The sequence below is a fragment of the Yersinia sp. 1252 StPb PI genome, from assembly GCF_048593885.1.
Classification (GTDB): Bacteria; Pseudomonadota; Gammaproteobacteria; order Enterobacterales; family Enterobacteriaceae; genus Yersinia; species Yersinia enterocolitica_E.
This window is the reverse complement of the sequence record NZ_JAZGQE010000098.1, coordinates 1-17726: the sequence shown is the minus strand read 5'-3', so window position 1 is coordinate 17726 and position 17726 is coordinate 1. Positions and strand designations below refer to the sequence as shown.

The window sequence follows — 17726 nt, the reverse complement described above, 5'->3', positions numbered from 1 at the left end:
TTAGTTCATAGAACGAGAGTCCGCAAGATGGCAAGGACTCTCGTTCATATGTCTATTATTAAATTAATGCGGATACTGGAATCATCTGAAATGATCCGTCTAATAAAAAACAGATTTCTATGCTAATAGAGTGGGTGGATTGCAGTGAATTAAACTGAAATGTTATTTTATGAATATACAAAATGATGATTTTGCACACTGTTACAAAATTCTGATGTATGTGATAATTTTTTCAAGAATTTACATATTGTAAGATTTGGTCTACTTTCCGGGCATTATGCAATAGTTTTAAAGGAAGCTATGATAACTATGTATTTATATTGATAAGTGGGTCTGGGTGAATCTGTTTGTAGGATAAGCAGAATTTACATTTAACTTAATTTATCCAATGTCATTGAGAGCATCATGGCCAATTCAACAACGAATAAATTATCTTTACCGGCCCTTACCTCTTTGGTGGTCGGTTCAATGATCGGGGCCGGTATATTTTCATTGCCGGCAACATTTGGACGAGCAACCGGTGGGTTTGGCGCACTTATCGCCTGGTGTATAGCGGGGGGTGGGATGCTAATGCTGGCTTTTGTTTTTCAAACATTAGCGCAGCGTAAACCTAATCTCGATTCTGGTGTATTCATTTACGCAAAAGAGGGCTTTGGGGATTATCTTGGTTTTGCTTCTGCATTAGGTTTCTGGGCCGGTACCTGTATTGGTAACGTCTCTTATTTTGTTCTGATCAAATCAACGTTAGGGGCATTCTTCCCTATATTTGGTGATGGTAATACTATTCCGGCGGTGTTAATTGCCTCCGTTATCTTGTGGGGATTCCATATCCTGATATTGCGCGGCGTTAAAGAAGCTGCGGCAATTAATACCATCGCCACCTTCGCAAAAATAATTCCAATCTTCATTTTCGTCATCGTGCTGATTTTTGCCTTTAAAGGTGATGTTTTTGCGCTGAACTTCTGGGGTACGCCAGATGTGATTAAAGGTGCTGATTTATCCCATCTGAATGACTATGGCTATGTTGGTCATGCAGCGGCGGCAATCACCACGTCAGTTGAACCTGAGTCTCTATTCTCTCAGGTACGTAGCACCATGCTGGTCACAGTATTTGTATTCTTGGGTATCGAAGGTGCGAGTGTTTATTCACGTTATGCCAAAGAACGTAGCCATGTTGGTATCGCGACCGTTCTGGGCTTTATTGGTGTGCTGTGCCTGCTGGTATTGATCACCATGTTGTCTTACGGCGTGTTACTGCGCCCTGATCTGGCGGCATTACGCCAGCCATCAATGGCCGGGGTGTTAGAGGCGATAGTCGGCCGCTGGGGTGCAATATTTATCAGTGTGGGTCTGATTATTTCTGTGTTGGGTGCTTATTTATCATGGTCACTGCTGGCAGCGGAAGTGCTGTTTTCGGCGGCTAAGAGTAACAGCATGCCAAAAATCTTCGCGACTGAAAACAGCAATGCTGTGCCTTCAGCAGCGGTTTGGCTGACCAACATCTTTATACAGATATTCTTAATTCTCACCTTGTTTACTGATTATGCTTTTCAACTGGCGCTGGAATTAACCAGTTCATTAACGCTGATCCCTTATCTGTTAGTCGGAGCTTATGGCCTGAAATTGGCATGGACCGGTGAGACTTACGAAACGAATAACCGTGGTCATAGAAAAGATTTGATTTTTGCCATCATTGCGACTTTCTACTCTGCTCTGATGATTTACGCCGGCGGCCTGAAATACGTGCTGTTGTCGGCCATTATTTACGGACCGGGCACTATTTTGTATCTGATTGCCAAACGTGAACAGCATCAAAAAGCCTTTAATTCCTATGAAAGAATACTGTTTATTGTTCTGATTGTTGCTGCGGTGGCTGCGATTTATAGCATTGCTACCGGGATTATCACCATATAATTTATTGGAGTTCTTATGTCAGATAAAGCTAAGAAAACTCACGCTAAACCTAAGTTTGGTGTTCACTCTGAAGTCGGCAAGTTACATAAAGTAATGGTGTGCGCCCCAGGGCGTGCCCATAACCGCCTGACGCCAAGTAATTGTGATGAATTATTATTTGATGATGTCCTGTGGGTAGAGAGAGCCAAGCGCGACCATTTTGATTTTATGACCAAAATGCGTGAACGCGGTGTTGATGTGGTTGAGATGCATAATCTGCTGGCCGAAACGGTCGCCATTCCAGCGGCGAAAAAGTGGATTTTGGATCAGCAAATTGTGCCGAATGAAGTGTCACTGGGCATTTTGCAAGAAACCCGCAGCTATCTGGAAAGCCTGGAGCCGCGCGTGCTGGCTGAAGTGCTGATTGGCGGCTTGTCCACCACCGAACTGCATAAAGACGGTAAATGTGACAAAGAAGAGTTGAAGCTGATCCGCGAAGCGGTTGGCATTACTGAATACTTGTTACCACCGTTGCCCAATACACTGTATACCCGCGATACCACTTGCTGGATCTATGGCGGTGTGACACTAAATCCACTGTATTGGCCGGCGCGTCATGAAGAAACCATCCTCACCACGGCTATCTATAAATTCCACCCGGACTTTGGTGACGCCAATGTGAAAGTGTGGTGGGGTGACCCGACGCAGCACCACGGCACTGCGACGCTGGAAGGCGGTGATGTGATGCCAATCGGTAATAAAACCGTGTTAATCGGCATGAGTGAGCGAACTTCGCATCAGGCAATCACGCAGTTGGCGCAATCGCTGTTTAAAAATAGCGAAGGGCAGGTGGAGCGCGTCATGATTGCGGCCATGCCTAAATTGCGTGCCGCTATGCATCTGGATACCGTGTTCACCTTCTGCGACCGTGATGTAGTGACGTTATATCCGGCGATTGTTAATCAGATCCAAACCTTCTCACTGCGCCCTGATAATGGCCCGACCGGTATTAAGTTAAGTCGTGATAAAGGCACCTTTGTTGAAGCAGTTGCTGGCGCGCTCAACCTGAAAAAACTGCGTGTGGTTGAGACCGAAGGTAATGATTACGATACAGAACGTCAACAATGGGACAGTGGTAATAACATGGTTGCGCTTTCACCAGGTGTGGTGCTGGCCTATGACCGTAATACCAAAACCAATACCCAGTTGCGTAAAGAAGGGGTCGAAGTGATTGAGATAGTCGGCAGTGAATTAGGCCGTGGACGCGGGGGCGGTCACTGTATGACGTGTCCAATCATCCGGGATGCCGTCGACTACTAATCCCCTTCGGCCTTGAAGCCACAGGGGTGTTAGCGGCACGCACTTACCCCAGTCACTTACCTGAGTAAGCTCCTGGGGATTCGTTTGCTGGCTGCCTACCTGTGGCTCCAATGACTTTGGGGATGTCCTTCGGCCTTGAAGCCACAGGGATGTTAGCGGCACGCACTTACCCGAATCACTTGACTGCGTAAGCTCATCGGGATTCGTTTGCTGGCTGCCTACCTGTGGCTCCAATGACTTTGGGGATGTCCTTCGGCCTTGAAGCCACAGGGGTGTTAGCGGCACGCACTTACCCCAGTCACTTACCTGAGTAAGCTCCTGGGGATTCGTTTGCTGGCTGCCTACCTGTGGCTCGAATTATATAGGGTATAGCGCAGTTGCTCTTAAAAAATAGCTGATAGTGAGTAGCAGAGTAGTGCTATTTCGCTATTGGCTATCTCTGTTTTAGCAGCCAGAGATTTGTATTTGGCAAGAAAGCACGACATTACGTTTTAAAGCCGAAAAATGATGAACTAAGATGAAAAGGGTGATCAAGTGAAATACGTGTATTTAGTGTGCTTTTTGCTGATAGTGGCCCTGATGACGCTTTTTGTATTTCAAAACAGCGGGCTAGTGAACTTATCTTTACTTTCCATGCAAATAACACTACCCATTTCGGTGCTAATTGTGCTGATCTATTTTCTAGGGATGTTTACCGGGGGATTATTAATCACACTAATAAGAGCGCTGGTGCGCCGTCTGTCACAAAAAAGTGAAGCCCAAAACAGATAAAGAAGTGTGAATAATTAATCTGCAATAATTATTAAAATCTGACTCAACGAGATCTTATAGTGAAGATAAAAACAGTAATCACTCTGCTATTAACGTTTCTTCTCGCTGCTTGCGACAGAACTCCCCCTGAAGTCGCAGAAAGTGTGCGCCCGGTAAAAATATTTACCGTTGAAGACAGTGGGCAAAATGGCACTCGCTATTTTCCAGCGCGATTACAAGCTGGCGATGAAACTCAGCTCTCCTTTAAACGAAGTGGGCAATTGCAACAGTTGCTGGTGCGTGAAGGTGAGCAGGTGAAAAAAGGCCAAGTCATTGCCAGACTGAATGATACGGATTTGAACCTACGAGTCAGGGATCGTCAGTCTACCTTTAATCTGGCTCGCGATCAGTTTAACCGTTTCAATACCTTGCAAGGGCAAAGGGCGGTATCTCGTGCTGAGCTGGATGTACGTCGTGCTGAGATGGAATCGGCTCGTGCTGCTTTGGAGATTGCGCGTAAAGAGCTGAGTGATGCCACCATTACCGCGCCATTTGATGGCATTATTGCCAATGTGAATGCGCGTAACCATCAGGTCATGGCCCCAGGTCAGGCGGTTGCCACATTAAGTGCACTGGATACGTTAGATGTGGTGTTTAGTGTGCCTGAGCGCCTGTTTACCGCACTAGACATCAGCAATCGTAACTACAAACCAACGGTATTACTTAATCATATGCCGGGGCGCGAATTTATTGCTGAGTATAAAGAACACACCACCTCAACCACCTCTGCTTCACAGACTTTCCAGGTGACACTGACGATGAAGCGCCCGGCTGATATGCCACTGCTTTCAGGTATCAGTGGCCGGGTAAGAATCAACTCTGGCAATCTGTCTGGCACTGATCATCCGACGATTATCGTACCAGTGGAAGCCGTGTTTAACCCAGATACTGCCCAATTGAATGATGCAAGAGTCTGGGTTATCAAGAATGATGATGGTCAGATGCATGTTGAAGAGCGCAAAGTTCAGGTGGCTCAATTGACCGCCAACGGCATTCAAATTACCTCTGGTCTGGCTGATGGCGAGCAGATTGTCTCCGCAGGTACCGGTGAGCTTCGCCCAAATCAGGTTGTCCGGGCTTGGGTCCGTGAGCGGGGTCTCTGATGAAGCTGACTGACAATTTTATCAATAATAATACCCGTATCTGGCTAACGATTCTGTTGCTGGGTATTGGTGGCATTATTGCCTATCTCAATATAGGCAGGCTGGAAGACCCAGCCTTCACCATCAAAACGGCGGTAGTTGTCACCCGTTATGATGGTGCATCAGCACAGCAGGTAGAAGAGGAAGTCACACTCCCATTGGAGAATGCCATTCAGGAACTCTCTTATGTTGACGACGTCACCTCTATTTCCAGTGCCGGTTTATCACAAATAACCATCAATATTCGCGCACAATATGGCGCGAATGAGTTACCGCAAATCTGGGATGAACTGCGGCGTAAAATCAACGATAACAGTGTGCGTTTGCCACCGGGAGCCAGTGCGCCGATGGTCAATGACGACTTTGGCGATGTTTATGGCTTCTTCTTCTCACTCACGGGTGATGGTTACAGTAACCAGGATTTACGTAATTTTGCCGAGCAACTGCGACGTGAACTGGTACTGGTACCCGGGGTAGGTAAAGTTGGTATTGTGGGTATTCTGCCTGAAGAAGTTCAGGTGGAGATTTCTCGTGCCCAGATGACCGCCGCAGGTATCACGCCACAGCAGTTATCCGATTTACTGAGCCGCCAGAATGTGGTGTCCGATGCGGGCCAGTTGCAGGTGGGCAGTGAGTCTATTCGTTTGCATCCGACCGGTGAATTCCAAAGTGTACAAGAACTGGGGAATTTACTGGTAAGTCAGCCTGGCAGCCCGAAAAGCGTGTATTTGCGTGATATCGCCACTGTTTCTCAAGGTTTTGGCCATTCACCGACCAATATTTATCGTGCCAACGGTAAACCTGCATTGGCACTGGGGATTTCGTTTGCCCCGAATGTCAACGTGGTAAACGTAGGTAATGCGATTAAAGCCCGACTGGCGCAGCTTGACGGTGAACGCCCGTTAGGTATGCATATCAACGTGTTCTATGATCAGTCCCATGAAGTTGAAGGGGCGGTTAACGGTTTTATCCTTAACTTCCTGTTGGCACTGTTGATTGTTGTGGTCACTTTGCTGATTTTCATGGGGGTGCGCAGCGGTATAGTAATTGCTATCTCGTTGGCACTTAACGTACTGGGTACGTTGCTCATTATGTGGCTATTTAATATCGAGCTACAGCGAGTGTCGTTAGGGGCGCTGATTATCGCGCTAAGTATGTTGGTGGATAACGCCATTGTGGTGGTGGAGGGGATCGTCGTTGGTCGCCAGCGAGGCGAAAGCATCTTTACCGCTATTAGCAATGTGGTGAAGCGCTCAATGATGCCGTTGTTAGGCGCGACTATCATTGCCATTCTGGCCTTTGCACCTATCGGCCTGTCCAATGATGCTACGGGTGAATACTGTAAATCGTTATTCCAGGTGTTGTTGATCTCGCTGATGTTGAGTTGGTTCACGGCACTGACGTTAACACCGGTCTTTGCTAAGTGGGCATTCCAAAATCAGAAACCGGCGAAAGTGGATGCCGATAAGCCTGTCAAGCAACCTTATGATGGCTGGTTATTCCGCTATTATCGCGTGGTATTGAATAAGTTACTGCAACATCGCAGTATCACTTTGGTGCTGCTGGCGGCCATGTTAGTGGCATCGGTGGTGGGTTTTGGTAATGTTCGCCAGAGCTTCTTCCCGCCCTCTAATACGCCAATCTTCTTCGTTGATATCTGGCTGCCGAATGGCACTGATATCAATTATACCGAAGGGATAGCGAACAAGGTTGAGCAGTATATCAAGCAGCAAAAAGGGGTGGCGGACACCATGGCAACGATTGGTCAGGGCGCGATGCGCTTTATGCTGACCTACAATGCCCAACGTCATTATCCTAACTATGCGCAGGTGATGGTTCGTACCGAGGACCTCAGCCAAATACCGGGTTTGATTGATGAAATCGAATCCTATATGCATGACGAATACCCGCAGGTTGATGCGCAGATAAAACGCATCATGTTTGGGCCATCCAACAACAGCTCCATCGAGGCCCGCTTTGTTGGCCCGGACCCTGAGGTGTTACGTACCCTGGCAGCGCAAGCGGAAAAAGCGATCATTGCTGATCCGATGGCGGATGGTGCGCGGCATGACTGGCAAGACCGTAGCAAAATGATCCGGCCACAATTCTCCGATTATCTGGGGCGCGAGCTTGGAGTAGATAAGCGCGAGGTCGATGGGACATTGCGCATGAGCTTTGGTGGTCTGCCGGTGGGGTTATACCGTGATGGTACTCGCTTAATGCCGATTGTACTGCGCACACCGGATGCAGAACGACTCAATGCAGAACGACTGAATGATGTGATGGTCTGGAGCCAGGCGCGCCTGGCCTTTATCCCAATTGATAACGTTGTCACCAGTTTTGAAACCGAGTGGGAAGATCCGCTTATTATGCGTCTGGATCGCAAGCGGACACTGACGGTGCAAACGGATCCGACCCAACAGGGCGGTGAGACCTCTGCTGAGTTGTTGCGGCGTATCAAACCTGGCGTAGAAGCCGTTCAGTTACCGCGCGGATATGAGCTGGAGTGGGGCGGTGATTATGAAAGTACCAAGGAAGCACAACGCGGTATTTTCATCAGTTTGCCGATCGCGTTCCTGATTATGTTCATCGTAACGGTATTGATGTTCAGCTCAGTGCGCAATGCTGTTGCCATCTGGCTGACGGTACCACTGGCATTAATTGGTGTCACGGTAGGCTTCCTGTTGACGGGAATTCCATTCGGATTTATGGCTTTGTTGGGGCTGCTAAGTCTGAGTGGTATGTTGATACGTAACGGCATTGTGTTGGTGGAAGAGATAGGCTTACAGCGACAGGAAAAACCACTGCGCGAAGCTATTATTGATGCCTCTACCGCCCGTTTACGGCCTATTATGTTGACGGCATTTACCACGGTTCTGGGGCTGGCTCCGCTGCTCAGTGATGCTTTCTTCCAGAGTATGGCGGTGGTTATCATGTTTGGTCTGGGCTTTGCAACGGTGCTGACATTGCTGGTGTTACCAGTAATTTACAGTTGTATGAATCCAGAACCTAAAGAGAAAGTGAGTGACGAACCCGTCAGTGAATAACGGTTAGTGTGGCGTTAGCACTACCGAGAATGACTAAAGCTGCCCCTTTTATCGGGGTGGCTTTTTTTATGGCTGGTGCCTATCGCGCGTAAACCTATTTCTATTTTACCTTCTTACACTGTTGGGCGGCTTCTGTGCGCCACTTCTCTTCCTGCCCCTGTGTCACGGCATTATCGTTCCAATATGAAACCATACTGAGATAACGGAGTTTCATAATGGAACGTTTTCACTGTTGGTTCTCAGCCTGTTTTTTGCGCTTATAGTGGATGCAGTTTCATCAAATTGACCCTAAAAATTATTTATTCTTACATTATCTCTTACGCTACAGGAGCAAGATATGCTGAAAGTCATTCAATCTCCGTCCAAATATATTCAAGGTGCCAATGCATTACAGTCCATTGGTGAATTTGCTAAATTATTGGCTAATAACTATTTTATCATTGCTGATGATTTCGTCATGAAGCTGACCGCTGATACCGTCGGCTCCAGCCTGCAAGCCAGTGAGCTGGAACATCATTTCAGCCGCTTTAATGGCGAATGTTCCCGTCACGAAATTGAGCGGTTGACGGTTGAGCTGAAAAAGCACGGCTGTAATGGCGTGGTTGGTATCGGTGGCGGGAAAACCCTCGATACGGCTAAAGCGATTGCTCACTATCAGCATATCCCTGTCGTTGTGGTGCCTACTATTGCCTCTACCGATGCCCCGACCAGCGCCTTATCCGTTATTTATACCGAACAGGGCAAGTTCGCTGAATATATGATTTACCCGAAAAACCCTGACATCGTACTGATGGATTCCACCATTATTGCCAAAGCACCAGTACGTTTGCTGGTCGCTGGTATGGGTGATGCGCTGTCTACTTACTTTGAAGCACAAGCCTGTTTTGACGCTAAAGCTACCAATATGGCTGGTGGTGCATCGACATTAGCGGCAGTTACACTGGCTCGCTTGTGTTACGAAACCCTGCTGGCGGAGGGCTATAAAGCCAAACTGGCGGTAGAGGCGGGTGTTGTGACCGAAGCGGTTGAACGTATTATCGAAGCCAATACCTATCTGAGTGGTCTTGGTTTTGAAAGTAGTGGTCTGGCGGCCGCTCACGCCATTCATAACGGTTTCACCGTATTAGATGAGTGCCACCACTTGTATCACGGTGAGAAAGTGGCCTTTGGTACCCTAACACAGCTCGTATTACAGAACAGCAGCATGGAAGAGATCGAAACAGTGCTCTCATTCTGCCAGCAACTGGGTTTACCAATCACATTGGCTGAGATGGGAGTTTCTCAGGATATTGAACGCAAGATCCATGATGTCGCCAAGGCCAGCTGTGCTGAGGGAGAAACCATCCACAACATGCCGTTCAAGGTCACACCTGACAGTGTCTATGCTGCAATTATGGTAGCTGACCGCTTGGGTCAGGCTTTCCTCAACTAATCTGTGCGGCAAATACGTTCTGAGTCGAAAATCGACCGAGTCTGCCGGTATTTCTCATCATCGGCAGCTCTGTTCTCCAGCCATTCCCGTTCGCGGAGCATAAAATGAAAAAATTAATTAACAGCGTTGAGAGTGTGTTACAGGAGCAAATTCAGGGGCTGGTTGCGGCGCATCCTGAGCTGACATTGCATCAGGAACCCCTTTTCATCACCCGTGCAGATGCGCCAGTGAGTGGCAAAGTTGCATTGATGTCCGGTGGTGGCAGTGGCCACGAACCGATGCATTGTGGCTTTATTGGCGAAGGCATGTTGGATGGTGCCTGCCCGGGTGAGATTTTTACCTCGCCGACTCCCGATCAAATGTATGAATGCGGCCAAGCCATTGATGGTGGGCCTGGTGTGCTGATGCTGATTAAGAATTACACTGGCGACATTCTAAACTTTGAAACTGCCGCCGAGCTGTTGCATGCCGGTGGCACTGCTGTTGCTACCTTAGTGATAGACGATGATGTGGCGGTCAAAGATAGCCTGTATACCGCCGGGCGGCGTGGGGTGGCGAACACGGTCATTATAGAAAAATTACTCGGTGCTGCTGCGGCACGTGGTGATTCATTGGATGAATGCGCACTACTGGGGCAGAAAATTAATAATCAGGGGCATTCTATTGGCATCGCGCTTGGTGCTTGTACTGTGCCCGCTGCCGGTAAGCCGTCATTTATTTTGGCTGAAAATGAGATGGAATTTGGTGTGGGTATCCATGGTGAACCGGGTATTGAGCGTCGGCCATTTACTTCACTGAATAACACGGTAGACGCCATGTTCCAGACCTTGATTGATCACGGCAGCTATCAGCGCACATTACGCCACTGGGGTCGACAAGCCGGTGACTGGAACGAGACGCGCCAGAGTAAGCAACCCTTAGCCAAAGGCGATCGGGTCATTGTTCTGGTCAATAACCTTGGCGCGACCCCCTTATCGGAACTTTATGGTGTCTGGCACCGTCTGGCGGAGTGCTGTACACAATTCGGTTTGACCATTGAGCGTAAATTGATTGGTTCTTATTGTACGTCATTGGATATGCAGGGTATGTCCATCACCGTACTGAAAGTTGATGATGAACTCCTGTCATTGTGGGATGCGCCGGTAAGTACCCCCGCGCTGCGCTGGGGTTGCTGATATCTCCTTGGTACTTGAAGCCGCAGGGACGCGCGGCTTTCACCAACCCGAATCACTGAGCTTAAGTCAGCACAAGTGCTGAAAATAATCTTATAAAACCATGTGCCAGGAGAAAAATATGGGACTCACCAAACAACAAATTGTCAGTTGGTTACAGCTATGTGCTGAAGTTTTCAGCGAGCAGCGAGATTTTTTGACGCAGTTGGATACTGAAATCGGCGACGGCGACCATGGCCTGAACATGAATCGCGGCTTTAATAAAGTGGTCGAAAAGTTACCGACCTTTGCTGATAAAGACATTGGTTTTATTCTGAAAAATACCGGTATGACACTGCTTTCAAGTGTTGGCGGCGCCAGCGGCCCGCTGTTTGGCACGTTTTTTATTCGCGCAGCACAAAGCACGAATGCTAAGCAGAGCCTCGATCTGACGGCGGTTTGTCAGATGTTTAAAGATGGTGTGGAAGGGGTGGTGATGCGCGGTAAAGCGGAGCCGGGCGATAAAACGATGTGTGATGTTTGGTGGGCGGTAGTGGCGCAACTCGAACAGGCAAATCAGCAGGGAGTCACGGTGGTAGATGCATTGCAGCAGGCCGTTGAACGTGCCCAGCAAGCATTGGCCGACACTATTACTATGCAGGCCCGCAAAGGCCGTGCCAGCTATCTGGGTGAACGGAGTATTGGTCATCAGGACCCAGGGGCAACATCAGCTATGCTGATGATGCAGGCGTTATGGCAGGTTGCCAGTCATTAATCAGGCTGGACTGACACGTTTATCAGGAGGAAAGATGGTCAATCTCGTTGTAGTTTCTCATAGCGCGCTGCTGGCTCAGGGTGTGGCCGAACTGGCACAGCAAATGACACAAGGGAGCTGCCAGTTAGCGGTTGCTGCCGGTGTAGACGACCTGGATCATCCTATTGGCACGGATGCCATTAAAGTGATGGAAGCCATTGAGTCGGTTTACACCCCATCGGGCGTACTGGTATTGATGGATTTAGGCAGTGCCTTACTCAGCGCAGAAACGGCACTGGAGCTATTAGACCCCGATATGGCGCAGCAGGTGCAACTCTGTGCCGCACCACTGGTGGAAGGGACTCTCGCAGCTGTCGTCGCTGCATCATCTGGCGCTTCACTTGCCGACGTCCGTGCTGAAGCAATGGGGGCGTTGATAGCTAAAGCCACTCAGCTAGGGGAAGAAGCCGTGGTACCTGCTAGTAATGCGGTGGCTAAGGCGGCAGCGGATGCTCAGAGTGTCAGTTGGGTGGTGCGCAACCCTAACGGGTTACATGTGCGACCGGCGGCTAAATTGGTCGAAGCATTGGCTCCGTTCGCGGCAGATTTACTGCTGGAAAAAAATGGTCAGTGTGTGAATCCACGCAGCCTGAACCAGCTCGCAATATTGCAAGTTCGTAAAGGTGATACCATTCGTTTGCTGGCCAGTGGTGAGCAAGCAGGCGAGGCGCTAGATGCTTTTATGCAATTGGCGCGACAACATTTTGGCGAATTCGTCACCACCACCAGTGAGGGGGAATTTACTGGCGTCATGGTGCCTCGTGGCGCGATTAGTGCACCATTGTTGCAATGGTTACCCGCCATTCCGGTTTTTTTACCTCAAACAATCAATGCTGAACAGGTAGCTAAAGAGCAGCGGCGTTTACAACAGGCGTTGGCGCAAACTGTGGCTGATTTGCAGCAGTTGGCACAACAGGCAGAACAACAGATTAGCCCTGAAGCTGCGGCTATTTTTAACGCTCATGTGATGCTGATTGATGATGAGGAACTGCATCAGGCGATGGATGCGCGCCTGGAGCATCAGTTAGTTTGTGCAGAATCGGCATTGCAGGATGAATTGATGGCAATGGTGGAAGATTATCTGGCTCTGGATGATGAGTATCTACGCGTTCGGGAATTAGATATCCGCGATATACTTAACCGCACATTGGGCCATTTGACCGGGCTACCACCAGTTTCGCTTTCAGTTAGCGGTGAAATTATATTATTAGCCGAGGAGTTATTGCCTTCACAAATGGTTGGGCTGAACCACCGGCAGGTAAAAGGCATCTGTTTAAGCAAGGGGCATATCATGTCTCATAGCGCTATTCTGGCTAAAGAGTTGGATATTCCAATGTTAGTCGGTGCCATGGGGTGCCTGGAAGCCAGCCGTAATGGGCAAAATGCAATATTAGATACCGCAATCGGGGCACTGAAACTGCAATAAAAAATCACCGCCAAAATGCTTAACTGAACATTGTAGCTCTGCATCAGTCCAGAGCTGCAATTTGCGGAATCAGATATCTCAGTGGAGACAAAATTTGGTTTCGCCAGTTATAGCGCTCTTTTATTAATGTAGCTCCGGCTTGCCTGATTTTATCTATTTCGCCGTCGGTTAATTGGCAAATCTGGCGTATTATTTCCGCTAAACTTGCTGCGTTCCCGGGGATGTGAAGGAACCCATCGATCCCATGTTCAACCTGCTCACTCAAACCGCCGGAGTCGGCAACAATTAACAATGCCCCCTGTTGTCTGGCCAGCCAACGTGATTCCATCGGAATCAATCCATTAGGTTCATTCTCAGCAGAAAGAACGCAAACCCGCGTATTACGCCATTGAATAAGGCATGCCATTAGTTCGCGATCAAAAGAATTGATCAGAGAGGCAGAGATCTCGAGTCGGCTCGCTAAGGCAGATAACTCCGGCAAAATCGGGTCACTCATAATAACGGGATGAATATCATTACCCAGATAACAGGCTGCTCTGAGCAACAGATCATGGCGTTTGTAATGAACCCCTCTGCCTAAAGTGATAGCTAATGAGTGATCCAGCGATATTCCGTGTGATGAGAGTGTGTCACTGATTTCCTGATCACTGCGTATTCGAAACCAGGGGTCATTGATATTTATTCCCGCAGGTGTCGGTATAAATGATTGTGGGTCAGCACCGTATTGTGCCACTAAGTGCATTGCCAGGAAGTCGCTGATATTACCGAGCTTGATATTAGAATCAATCTTGGCCCAGTGAACAGCCAATGATTCAGCCATAATACGTTCAGGATTCGGTAATGGCATTTCATGATTAAATGCCGTGCCATGGGAAATATAGATAATCTTTAGATTACGTTTCTCAACAGCCGCATGCAAACGAGCAATTAGCGGCGTGAACGAGAACGGCAATTCATGACAAAAGGCCAGAGTGATATCGTAATGGGTACTGAGATCAATAATTTTTGCCGCCCCTGCCGCAGAGGATATTTGCCAGTTCTGTAAATTACCAAGAAAAGCATCACCGTAGGGCCATGAACAATCAACGCCTTTCCCCAATGTCATGTCTGGTACAGTTGAAAACGTCCCTCCCATATTATGAATTTGGTTAATAAAATAACCATAATTACTTGTGTCAAAAAAGTAATTATATTTACTGGAGGCAATTTCAATAAAATGGGGTTCTAAGCTGATATTATTATCAGCCAGTAATTTAATAACCTCCGGTAATGCCATGATTTGCCCTCTGATATAAGAACCTACTCCGCCGACAAAAAGTTGTACGCCTTCTGTTATTAAATGGATAATGCCAATTTTTAGGCTGTTATTATCACCAATAGATGATTTATCTTCATGCATAGAAACCTCATGTTTTTAACATACAGATATGATTTACAGTTGTATTAATACAAAGAAATTAATGACGTATTTTTCTTGTATATCATGTAATTGTTGATGAACAGGAAATCTAGCCCACAGTTTAAGAATAAATTGATGGCATCCTTAGGGGTTTCCACTATTGGCATTCCTTTGGTGTTCAACGAGGTATTCAGTAATATAGGCACGCCAGTCTCGGCAAAAAAATAATTTATCAAGGTATGGAATTTTTTATTCATCTCCTTTTTGACAGTTTGCACGCGGGCACTACCGTCTACATGGACAATCGAAGGTAGTGCTGCTCGATATTTTTCTTTGACATAGGCAATAAATAGCATGTGATCACTATCATGGTTCAAGTCGAAATAGTCATTCGCTTTTTCATGCAAAACGGCAGGAGCAAAGGGGCGAAAATCCTCGCGATATTTAACGTTAGTATTAATATGGTCTTTCATTCGAGGGTTACGGGGGTCCGCTAAAATACTTCTGTTTCCTAAAGCGCGAGGGCCAAATTCAGACTCCCCTTGGAACCAGGCAATAACATTACCTGCCACGATGGATTTTGCGGCAATAGCTTCAATATCATCATAGTAAGTATATTCAATTTTATCGGTATGCTTTTCAAGCTCTGCCATAACACTAATATCATCATATTTTTTGCCAAAGTATGTTGAGCCAGAGTGTTTTACTCGCTCTTTCTTCAGCACTTCCAACCAGCCATAATAGCAACAACCAATTGATAGCCCGTTATCTCCCGCCGCAGGTTGGATATAGAGATGCTCAAACTCACTATGAGTAATGAGCTTTTCATTTGCGGTGGCATTTAATGCAACCCCTCCGGCATAAGCAAAGTTTTTCATAGGATAAAGTTGGTAGTAATGGCTGAACAGATAAAACAGTGCTTCCTCGAGTTTGGTTTGCGCCCAATAGGCTAAATCGGCGTAATATTGGAAGTTGTCACGAAAATGAGTAGGAGCAGAGTTTAAAAGAGGGTCTATTTTTGCCCACCAGTCACTACGCAACACCACTTTGCCGGAATCGAAAAAGAAGGGCACCCAATCGATTACATTCGGCCTTCCGTAAGGGGCTAATCCCATCAACTTACCTGCGCAATCCAGCTCGCCAAAAATATACAGTGCTATCCCTTCATAAAACTCACCAATAGAATTTTCTATTTCCCAGCTCGAAACAGGATAGTCTTTGCGATTCTTTCGATTAACCCACCTGGAGAAGTCTTTGAAGATAGGCTTGATTTTACTATCTTGATAAACGTAGTAGCTGCATGTTTCCCAGTAACGGTAACGATTGTTAACGTGGATACTATTCGCACCTTTGATATCCGCAACAATGTCATTACAACTGTCTAAGCTACCTCCATGGCCATCAATAACCACAATACCCATATCATCAAAAGGTGATGTTCCTATGGCACTGTAGGCATGTGCCAAGTGATGAGAAAGTGTGATGATCGGCACCATGGGGGGTAAAACCCTATTTTTCCGCTGTTCTAATGATTGGCTAAATAATGGATTATAAGAGTTTTGTTCTACTATCAATGAGAGGTCTTTATATTCAATACCCGCAGCATCTAAACAATATTGAATAGTTGAATTATCATTAAATCCATCATGTTTTACTCGGGATATTCTTTCCTTCTCAATCGAGAATATAATCTTGCCATCTTTCATTAGACATGTTGAGCCATCATGCGATAGAGCAGTACCGAGAATATAAATTGGTTTACACATAAAAGTAATATCCTTATTAATTTAGCCTTCTGTTAATTAAGAATGTAAGCAAGTCGCCGTGATAGTGCGAGTGTTGTTAACGATGGATTAGCCGCACCGGGTCGCGGGAATGTACTTGGGCCAACAGCATATAAATTTTTGATATGATCAAATTCATGATTTTCATTCAATATCTCTCCCAGTGGCAGAGTACTACTTTCATGGTTTTCCGTTCCAAGTGGGCTTATCCATGTGACGGGTTTGTTGGCATGGACTACCCTCGATGGGGAATGAAATTCATGATAAACATCCCCCATGGTTCTGGCATGGACAGTAAAACCGCCTTCAAAAACTAATGGGGAAAAGGGGATTGATATATTTTCACAAATACCATGCCAGAATATATTTAGTTCATCCCGCTGTTTTTGTATCAATACATTATCATCATTATTTAAACCACTATAAATTGATAAAGGCATATTCTCATCATTTCTATTTATGCAAATATATCCATGATCGGAGGGGATCTGTTCGCCCATTGTCCATACTTCTAATTCAATGCCAAAATCTGATTGGGTGATAGTGAAAAATAAATTAAATCTTTCTCCTGCGGAACTATGGCAAAAGAATATAGTGTCAGGTTTATATTCAATTAACTCTCTCAGCATATCGGGTAGTTTATAATACTCAAATGTCACATTAAATCCCTGAACAATGTGATCGACGAGTCCAGTTATTTTTTCCTCAATTAAATGTCCCGAATCATAAAGCACTTGCGCTGCCAAACGTGTATTCTCAATGGTACCTAAGGCGAGAACACATTTATCAGCGANGATGGTATATACCTCATTAGAGCTAATATGTCTCAACTTAGCGCCAATACAGTGACCATTTTTAATAATGAGTGACATAACTTCATACCCAGGAATTATTTTCGGGTTAGATCTTAATTGGTTATCCTCTTTCCAATAGGAAAGTGGTGAATAAGATTCCCAGCCACCTGATGAATCAATATTACGAATAACCTGAGGTGTTATTTTAAACTCAAAACCAGAAAGCTGAAGAGAGTAATCTATATCGTGATTCTTATCTGCCCATGCGAGCATTTCAGACTGCACCTGTGTGTAAAGTGATGGTCCACCTAACCAACTTTCAGTAAGATCATGGGCAATATTTGAAGGCCAGAATTTAAGTGTCTCAGCCTCTATTGGTAAAATAACACCATGCCAATAAAGGGATCTACCGCCGACTCTACGACGTAGACAAGTTCCTTTAGCAAAATGAGGTTCATTTAAAGAATGCCATGAACGGTAGGAGTATTTATCAGATCCTTCATTTTTCCAATATTCATTGGCTCGTTCATATTCACCTCCTGCATTTATATGGTTGTAATCATCTGCTGGACCAGCTTCTATAACGACGATATCTTTTATTCCTCTACAATTTAAATGCTTAGCTAACTCTAAACCCGACATTCCAGCACCGAGTATTAAAATGTTTATTTTGGGTGGAATTTCGCTTTTATTTTTGCGTATGTTAATATCTAT

At 46.3% G+C, this 17726-nt stretch carries 12 protein-coding genes; 9 read left to right on the top strand and 3 right to left on the bottom strand.

Going from position 1 to position 17726, the window contains the following annotated elements; all coding sequences use genetic code 11:
- Positions 1-405: 405 nt before the first annotated feature.
- From V2A85_RS14650 to dhaM, 9 genes are all read left to right on the top strand, one after another.
- Positions 406-1914, top strand: a complete 1509-nt coding sequence (locus tag V2A85_RS14650) for an amino acid permease (protein ID WP_083160751.1) — start codon at positions 406-408, stop codon at positions 1912-1914.
- Between the two features lie 15 nt (positions 1915-1929).
- The gene (gene arcA / locus V2A85_RS14645; protein WP_372568629.1) at positions 1930-3213 is read left to right on the top strand and encodes an arginine deiminase; all 1284 of its coding nucleotides are present in this window, start codon (positions 1930-1932) and stop codon (positions 3211-3213) included.
- 534 nt (positions 3214-3747) lie between these two features.
- Positions 3748-3984 carry a LapA family protein gene (locus tag V2A85_RS14640; RefSeq protein WP_372557918.1) on the top strand — a complete coding sequence of 79 codons (237 nt, stop codon included), beginning with the start codon at positions 3748-3750 and terminating at the stop codon, positions 3982-3984.
- Between the two features lie 59 nt (positions 3985-4043).
- Positions 4044-5126, top strand: a complete 1083-nt coding sequence (locus V2A85_RS14635) for an efflux RND transporter periplasmic adaptor subunit (protein ID WP_372557919.1) — start codon at positions 4044-4046, stop codon at positions 5124-5126.
- Positions 5126-8212: an efflux RND transporter permease subunit gene (locus tag V2A85_RS14630; RefSeq protein WP_372557920.1), complete on the top strand. Its 3087-nt coding sequence runs from the start codon at positions 5126-5128 to the stop codon at positions 8210-8212. Before V2A85_RS14635 ends, V2A85_RS14630 begins: the two co-directional genes overlap by 1 nt.
- A gap of 337 nt (positions 8213-8549) precedes the next feature.
- Positions 8550-9644, top strand: coding sequence for a glycerol dehydrogenase (locus tag V2A85_RS14625; RefSeq protein WP_372557921.1), 1095 nt, complete (start codon positions 8550-8552; stop codon positions 9642-9644).
- 104 nt (positions 9645-9748) lie between these two features.
- A complete protein-coding gene (gene dhaK / locus V2A85_RS14620) occupies positions 9749-10819 on the top strand; it encodes a dihydroxyacetone kinase subunit DhaK (RefSeq protein WP_420071716.1) in 1071 nt (356 codons plus the stop codon).
- A gap of 118 nt (positions 10820-10937) precedes the next feature.
- Positions 10938-11570: a dihydroxyacetone kinase subunit DhaL gene (dhaL, locus tag V2A85_RS14615; RefSeq protein ID WP_372557922.1), complete on the top strand. Its 633-nt coding sequence runs from the start codon at positions 10938-10940 to the stop codon at positions 11568-11570.
- Between the two features lie 34 nt (positions 11571-11604).
- Positions 11605-13035, top strand: a complete 1431-nt coding sequence (dhaM, locus tag V2A85_RS14610; protein ID WP_420071715.1) for a dihydroxyacetone kinase phosphoryl donor subunit DhaM — start codon at positions 11605-11607, stop codon at positions 13033-13035.
- Positions 13036-13078: 43 nt separating this feature from the next.
- On the opposite strand, the gene V2A85_RS14605 is transcribed toward dhaM, so the two are convergent.
- The 3 genes from V2A85_RS14605 to V2A85_RS14595 are packed head-to-tail and all read right to left on the bottom strand — an operon-like array spanning position 13079 to position 17726.
- Positions 13079-14434, bottom strand: coding sequence for a glycosyltransferase family 4 protein (locus tag V2A85_RS14605; protein ID WP_420071714.1), 1356 nt, complete (start codon positions 14432-14434; stop codon positions 13079-13081).
- 44 nt (positions 14435-14478) lie between these two features.
- A complete protein-coding gene (locus tag V2A85_RS14600) occupies positions 14479-16200 on the bottom strand; it encodes a carbamoyltransferase (protein ID WP_420071713.1) in 1722 nt (573 codons plus the stop codon).
- A gap of 32 nt (positions 16201-16232) precedes the next feature.
- Complete coding sequence (locus V2A85_RS14595) at positions 16233-17726, bottom strand: GMC family oxidoreductase (protein ID WP_420071712.1); 1494 nt, start codon at positions 17724-17726, stop codon at positions 16233-16235.

What these genes read in the sequence shown, in the direction of transcription:
- V2A85_RS14625 (WP_372557921.1), top strand. Translation starts at nt 8,550, where the DNA reads ATGCTGAAAGTCATTCAATCTCCGTCCAAATATATTCAAGGTGCCAAT.
- V2A85_RS14630 (WP_372557920.1), top strand. Translation starts at nt 5,126, where the DNA reads ATGAAGCTGACTGACAATTTTATCAATAATAATACCCGTATCTGGCTA.
- dhaM (WP_420071715.1), top strand. Translation starts at nt 11,605, where the DNA reads ATGGTCAATCTCGTTGTAGTTTCTCATAGCGCGCTGCTGGCTCAGGGT.
- V2A85_RS14600 (WP_420071713.1), bottom strand. Translation starts at nt 16,200, where the DNA reads ATGTGTAAACCAATTTATATTCTCGGTACTGCTCTATCGCATGATGGC.
- dhaL (WP_372557922.1), top strand. Translation starts at nt 10,938, where the DNA reads ATGGGACTCACCAAACAACAAATTGTCAGTTGGTTACAGCTATGTGCT.
- V2A85_RS14605 (WP_420071714.1), bottom strand. Translation starts at nt 14,434, where the DNA reads ATGCATGAAGATAAATCATCTATTGGTGATAATAACAGCCTAAAAATT.
- dhaK (WP_420071716.1), top strand. Translation starts at nt 9,749, where the DNA reads ATGAAAAAATTAATTAACAGCGTTGAGAGTGTGTTACAGGAGCAAATT.
- V2A85_RS14650 (WP_083160751.1), top strand. Translation starts at nt 406, where the DNA reads ATGGCCAATTCAACAACGAATAAATTATCTTTACCGGCCCTTACCTCT.
- arcA (WP_372568629.1), top strand. Translation starts at nt 1,930, where the DNA reads ATGTCAGATAAAGCTAAGAAAACTCACGCTAAACCTAAGTTTGGTGTT.